This window comes from Nocardioides sp. (assembly GCF_034670285.1).
Lineage (GTDB): Bacteria > Actinomycetota > Actinomycetes > Propionibacteriales > Nocardioidaceae > Nocardioides.
Map to the genome: position 1 here is coordinate 1 of NZ_JAXMNS010000456.1, position 2,841 is coordinate 2,841.

Below are 2,841 nucleotides of genomic sequence, written 5' to 3' on the forward strand. Positions count from 1 at the left end.
AGGACGGACCCCCCGATGAACGACAGCACAGCCACGCCCCCAGACGTCGAGGCCTTCTGGCACTGGTGGAACTCTGAGGGCGCGACCCGCTGCGCCGAGGCGATCGCCCGCGGCGGAGCCGAGGACCTCGTCGACGAGATGACCGAGCGCGTGGGCGCCGTGCAGGAAGGCCTCGTGTGGGAGCTCGGCCCCGGCGTCGGCTCCGAGCACGTCCTGGTGGTGTCGCCCGAGGGCGATCCCGCGCTGCGGGCCGTCGCGCGACGGTGGTTGCGCTCCGCGCCGGAGCCCACGCAGACCTGGGAGTACGCCGACTCGCGCCAGCCCGTCGAGCTCGCGGGCATCTCGCTGAGCCTGGGGGAGCAGACCCTGCCGCTCGACCAGATCCGCGTCGCCACCACCCGCGAGGGCAACCGCCTGGGCGTGGTGCTCCACCACGAGGCGTTCGAGGGACTCTCGCACCAGGGGCTGCAGCAGGTCGCCGTGCTCGCGCTCGACGCGGCGCTGGGCGAGGACGACGTCGAGACCTGGATCAGCTCGATCGACGTGACCCCCAAGCCACCCGAGGACGCCGAGGCTCCCGAGGGCGCGGAGGGCGCCGTCGTCCTGCCTCTGGGAGACCTCGCCGCGTCGGTGCAGCAGCTGCGCGAGGAGCACCTCGACGACCAGGGCCTGCCCACGTGGGTGCTGCTGCGTGGCACGGGACCCGGTGGGTCCGTGCTCGTGGGCGCCCAGGTGCCGCTCTCCCCGACCTCGGCGCCGGAGCTCGACGACCACCTCGCGGTGCGGTTGCCCTACGAGGGACGCACCGAGGACGGCTTCCCCGACGAGGCCTCCCTGGTCGCGCTGCGTGAGCTCGAGGACCACCTGACCGAGCAGCTCGCGACGTCCGGGCGGCTCGTGGCGCACGAGACCAGCGACGGTGCCCGGGTGCTGCACTACTACGTCGACTCGACTTCGTCGGCCGACGGCGTCGCCCGCGCCGCGGTGACCGGTTGGTCGAGCGGCGAGGTGCAGGTCGACCGCGACCACGACCCGGCCTGGGCCGCGGTGGCCCCGTTCCGCACCTGACCCCTCGGGGGCTGGTTAACGAACGCTAACCGGCCTAGCATGACGGCATGACTTTCGAGCTGTCCCGTGAGCATGAAGAGTTCCGCCGCAGTGTCCGCGAGTTCGCGGAGGCCGAGATCGCGCCGCACGCCGCGCAGTGGGACCGTGACCACCACTTCCCGGTCGACGTCGTGCAGCAGATGGGCAAGCTCGGGCTCTTCGGCCTCACCGCTCCCGAGGAGTACGGCGGCGCCGGCGAGGACGGCGACTTCACCAGCCTGTGCGTGGCGATCGAGGAGCTCGGCCGGGTCGACCAGTCGATGGGGATCACGCTGCAGGCCGGCGTGGGCCTGGGCATCAACCCGCTGCTCAACTTCGGCACCACCGAGCAGCAGGAGGCCTGGCTGCCGGCCCTCGTGGCGGGCGAGAAGCTCGCGGGCTTCGGGCTGACCGAGCCCGGCGCCGGCTCCGACGCCGGCGCCACCAAGACGAAGGCCGAGCTCGTCAACGGCGAGTGGATCGTCAACGGCTCCAAGCAGTTCATCACCAACTCCGGCTCCGAGATCACCAGCCTCGTCACGGTCACCGCACGCACCGGGACCCGTGAGGACGGCCGCCCCGAGATCAGCGCGATCATGCTGCCCAGCGGCACCGACGGCTTCGTGGCCGAGAAGGCCTACGACAAGCTCGGCTGGCACGCCTCCGACACCCACCCGCTGAGCTTCACCGACGTCCACGTCCCCGCCGACCACCTCCTCGGTGAGCAGGGCCGCGGCTACGCGCAGTTCCTCGCCACACTCGACGACGGCCGCGTGGCCATCTCGGCGCTGAGCGTCGGCTGCATCCAGGCCTGCCTCGACATGTCGGTGCAGTACGCCGGGGAGCGCCAGACCTTCGGCGGGCCGATCGGTCGCAAGCAGGGCGTCGCCTTCCAGATCGCCGACCTCCAGGTGATGCTCGAGGCGAGCCGCCTGCTCACCTACAAGGCAGCGGCGATGAAGGACGCGATGAGCACGTCCGGCGGGCCGACCTACCAGCAGTTCAAGCAGGCCGCCTCGGTCGCGAAGGTCTACTCCACGGAGTCGGCCGTGACCGCGACCCGCATCGCCACGCAGGTCTTCGGCGGCTACGGCTTCATGGAGGAGTACCCCGTGGCCCGCTTCTACCGCGACGCCAAGGTGCTCGAGGTCGGCGAGGGCACCTCGGAGGTGCAGCGGATGCTCATCGCCCGCGGCCTCGGTCTGCCCGTCGAGTAGGCGGGGTCCGACCCGGGGGCACCGCGCCCCTAGGGTTGAGGGGTGAGCAACCGCTGGCGACACCTCCTGGGAGAGGTGTGGCGGTTCTTCGCCGTCGCGCAGGCGGCCACGTGGGTCTCGTTCCTGCTCTTCAACGTCGCGCTCCACGGCTGGCTCGTCGGAGACCCGCTGCTCGAGGACCAGGCGATCCCGGCCTACGTCATCGCCAACTCGATCGGCATGATCATCAGCTATCACGGCGCGCGCGGCTGGGTGTTTCCCCACCGGCCGCCGCGGCAGGCTGACGGCGGCTGGACGGCGTACGTCGTCATCAACGTCGCCGCCATGGCGCTGCCGGTCGGCTGCCTGGCGATCAGCCGACACGTGCTGGGTCTCGACGACGCCCTCTCCGACAACCTGTCGGCCAACGGGATCGGACTGGTGCTGGCCTTCGGGGCGCGGTTCTACCTCTTCCGACGCTTCGTGTTCAGGCGGCCCCGGGAGCCCGTCGGCTCGGCGACCTCAGTGGTCTGAGGGCGCCCACAGGTCGACCCAGCGG

Annotated in this window: 3 protein-coding genes; all 3 read left to right on the top strand. The window is 71.5% G+C overall.

Annotated features, from left to right (window positions below; genetic code table 11):
• Positions 1–15 precede the first annotated feature (15 nt).
• Genes VOI19_RS17575 through VOI19_RS17585 form a run of 3 tightly spaced genes read left to right on the top strand, consistent with a single transcriptional unit; the run spans position 16 to position 2,816 of the window.
• Complete coding sequence (locus VOI19_RS17575) at positions 16–1,068, top strand: DUF695 domain-containing protein (protein WP_323794243.1); 1,053 nt, start codon at positions 16–18, stop codon at positions 1,066–1,068.
• A gap of 47 nt (positions 1,069–1,115) precedes the next feature.
• Complete coding sequence (locus VOI19_RS17580; protein WP_323794244.1) at positions 1,116–2,303, top strand: acyl-CoA dehydrogenase family protein; 1,188 nt, start codon at positions 1,116–1,118, stop codon at positions 2,301–2,303.
• Positions 2,304–2,345: 42 nt separating this feature from the next.
• Positions 2,346–2,816, top strand: a complete 471-nt coding sequence (locus VOI19_RS17585) for a GtrA family protein (protein ID WP_323794245.1) — start codon at positions 2,346–2,348, stop codon at positions 2,814–2,816.
• Positions 2,817–2,841 lie beyond the last annotated feature (25 nt).